This is a genomic window from Nocardiopsis chromatogenes YIM 90109 (genome assembly GCF_000341185.1).
Lineage (GTDB): Bacteria > Actinomycetota > Actinomycetes > Streptosporangiales > Streptosporangiaceae > Nocardiopsis_A > Nocardiopsis_A chromatogenes.
In genome coordinates this window covers 1-3,534 of the sequence record NZ_ANBH01000226.1, presented here as the reverse complement: position 1 = coordinate 3,534, position 3,534 = coordinate 1, and the positions used below count along the sequence as shown (strand labels likewise).

Genomic DNA, 3,534 nt, shown 5'->3' with positions numbered 1-3,534 from the left:
CCCGCCCCCCTGCCGGTGCTGGGGCTGCTCGCGTCGCGCATGCTGACCCTGCCGCCCAAGCGCTCCCGCCGCGCGGCGTGGGCCATCGCGCTGCTGCTGGCGGCGGGCACGGCGTTCGTGCCGCTGGTGTGGCTGCTTGCGCTGGTCGGCGGTGTCGTGGTGGCGGTCGCCTTCGGGCACCTGGGGCGGCGCCTGTACACCAGCCTCGCCATCGCGCTGGGCATGCCGCTGCTCCTGCTGCTGCCCTGGTCGGCGGAGCTCGTGCTGCACCCGTCGCAGTGGCTGCTGGAGGCGGGGCTGCACGACCCGGCCCTGTCATCGCCGCCCGCGGCGGCGCACGAGCTGCTCATGCTGTCCCCGGGCGGGCCCGGGGCTCCGCCGTGGTGGGTGACCGCGGGGTTCGTCGCCGCGTCGCTCAGCGCACTACTGCTGCTCCGCCGCCGGATGCTGGTGGCGGTCGGCTGGTGTATGGCGCTCTTCGGGATCCTGGTGGCGATCCTGACCAGCCGGGTGGCGGTGGAGCCGTACTACGGCGGGCCGCCCGCGCACGCCTGGCCCGGGGTGGCCCTGGCCTTCGCGGCGACGGCGATGCTGCTCAGCGCCGCGCTGGCCGCCCAGTCCCTCGGGGGGATGTGGCGCGCGGGCGGGCTGCGCCGCGCCTTCGCGGGCGGGGCGGCGGCGCTCGCCCTCACCACGCCGGTGGGGGCGGCCGCGGCGTGGATGTGGCAGGGGGTCGACGGGCCGCTGAGCGGCGACGCGCCGCCGCCGGTCCCCGGCTTCCTGACGGCGACCACGGGCGGGGCCGAAGGGGTGCGCACCCTGGTGGTGTCCCCGGCCGGGGACGGGCCGCTGCGGTACGCGGTGCTGCGGCCGGGCGAGCCGCGGCTCGGGACCGAGCAGGGGCAGCCGGACGCACGGGCCCGGGAGGGCCTGGAGACGGCGGTCGCCGAACTGGCCGCGGGGCGCGCCGGGGACGAGGTCCGGGCGCTCGCCGACTACGGGGTCGGGTACGTGCTCGTCCCCGCACCGCCGCCGGACGGCGGCGGTGCGGCGCTCACCATCGTGGACACGCTGGACGGGACGCCCGGACTGACCCGGAAGATGCNGGGGGTGGGAGGAGCCGACCGGCAGGCTGCGGCTGGCGGAGCCGGAAGCGGATCCGGAGGCGGAGCCGGAAGCGGCGCCGGACGTCCTGGCCCCCGGCGCCGACGGGCGGGTGCCGGTGCCGTCCGGCCCGGAGGGCCGGACGCTGCTGCTGGCCGAGCCCGCAGGGGCCGGGTGGACGGCGTCGCTGGGCGGCCGGGAGCTGGAGGCCGCGGCCACGGAGGCGGGGACCACGGCGTTCGAGGTGCCCGCGTCCGGCGGCGATGTGGTGGTCGAGCGCGACGCGGCCGTGCGCGACGCGTGGCTGGCGGCGCAGGGGGTGCTGCTGGCGGTGGCGCTGGTGCTGGCCTCGCCGGGCGCGCGGACCGCCGAGGACGACGCCGAGGCCGAGGTGCGGGCCCAGGGCCGCCCGCGCCGTCCCCGCCGGGGCGGGAGGCGGGCCCGGGGGCACCGGCGGTCCGGTTCCCCGACGGGCCGGGACGACGGCGGCGACGGTGCCGAGCCGCCCGCGGAGAGCGGGGACACGGCGCCCGCGCCGGCCGCCCCCGCCACCGCGGACGCCGGGGCCTCCGCCGCCGCGGACACGAACGGCCGGGGACGGCGCCGGGGCCGCCGGAGGGCCGGTCCGGGCGGCCCCGCGACGGGCCCCTTCCCGGCGGTCGGGGGGTCCTCGGAGGCCGAGGGGTCCGGACGGCGCCGTGGACGGCGCAGGGCCGGGACCGCGCAGGCCGATGCCGGGTCGGACGAGGGCCGTCCGGCCGGCGGCGCAGCGGGGGAGGAGCGGGCGTGAAGCTCATCGTGCAGAACCGGTTCGCGCTGCTGGGCCTGGTGGCCCTGGCGCTGGCGGCGCTGTTCGGCGTGGCCGCCGTGACCCGTCCGGACGGCGCGCCCGCGGTCGCCGGGAGCGGCGAGCGGGTGCGGGTGGAGTCGGCGGTGCGGGTGTGCCCGCCGCCGCCGGACGGCACCGGGACCGAGGCGGGCGCCTTCACCCCCTTCGACGGGGACGAGGAGGGCGACCTGGTCCTGGAGCCCAACGAGGAGGACCCCCACGCCCCCCTCGCCGAGGGCGACCTCCCGGGCCAGCTGCTCGCCGAGGACCTCTCCGACGCCGAGGGGGCGTCGGTGCTGCGCGCGTCGGGGGCGTTCGCGGCCGGACTGGACGCCGCCGTGACCGCCCGCGCCGAGGACGGCGACGCCGAGGACGACGGCGCGCCGGGCCTGGCGGCGGTGGGCTGCGCGGAGCCGGGGTGGAGCACCTGGTTCACCGCGCCCTCGGGGGACGGCGTGGAGGGGCTGCGGCTGCGCCTGGCCAACCCGGACGACTCGGCGGCGGTGGCGAACGTCGAGGTGTACGCGTCGGACGGGCCGGTCTCCGACTCGTCGGTGCGGGGCGTGCGGGTGGAGCCGCACGCCGAGGAGGTGCTGGAGCTGGCGGAGTTCACCGCGCCCTCGGCGGGGGATGCGGCGGCGGTGCACGTGCGCACGTCGTCGGGGCGGGTGGCGCCGTCGCTGCTGGTCGAGCGCTCCGGGCCGGGGACGGAGTGGGCGCCGGAGACGGGGCGCCCGGCACGGACCCAGACCGTGCCGGGGGTGCCCGGCGGGGGCGGCGGGCGCAGGCTGCTGCTGGCGGCGCCCGGCGACGACCCGGCCGAGGTGCGGGTGCGGCTGGTGACCCCGGACGGGGAGGCGGAGGTCGAGGCGCTGGAGTCGGTGGACGTGCCGCCCGCGTCGACGGCCGCCGTGGACCTGGAGAACCCGCTGAACGGGACGCCGGCGACGGTGGTCGTGGAGTCCGACCGGCCGGTGGTGGCGGGGGTGGCCGCCGAGCGCGAGGGCGGGGACGACACCGCCGTGGCGGCGTCGGTACCGGCACTCACGGCGGCCTCGGGCGGCGCGGGCTCGGTCCCGGCGGTGCCCGACGGGGTGTCGGTGGACCTGGCGGTGGGGGCGCTGGAGGAGGACGCGGTGGTGATCGCGACCCCGGTGTCCCCGGACGGGACGACGGGCGACCCGGTCCGGGTGGAGGCCGCGGCCGGGACGGTCGCCGCAGAGGAGGTCGAGGGGCCGGACGGGGCCTACGCCCTGGCGCTGGAACTGGGCGACGGGTCGGGGGCGGCGCACATCGCGGCGGTCCTGACGGACGGCGGGGGCGAGGACCGCAGCACGGCGGTGCTCCCGGTCCACCCGTCCCCGGCCGAGGTGCGCCTGCCCGCCGTGACCGGAAGCCTGACCGCGGTCTCCGGAGGCCGAGGCGGCCGTTAGGGCGTGTTCCTCGGATCAGGCCCTACCGCGCGGCGCCCGGGCACGCCCCTCGCCGCGTTCTCATCGGCCGACAGCGCGCCCGGGCCGACTCCTCCTGCCTTTCGGGAGTACAGCGTCCTTGCGATGGACACGACACCGCCGACGCCTTCCACGGACCTGATCCAAGGA

General features: G+C 79.7%; 1 protein-coding gene. It reads left to right on the top strand.

Annotated elements, in window-relative coordinates:
- Positions 1–39 precede the first annotated feature (39 nt).
- Positions 40–3,366 carry a DUF5719 family protein gene (locus D476_RS39265; protein WP_449289411.1) on the top strand — a complete coding sequence of 1,109 codons (3,327 nt, stop codon included), beginning with the start codon at positions 40–42 and terminating at the stop codon, positions 3,364–3,366.
- Positions 3,367–3,534: the final 168 nt, after the last annotated feature.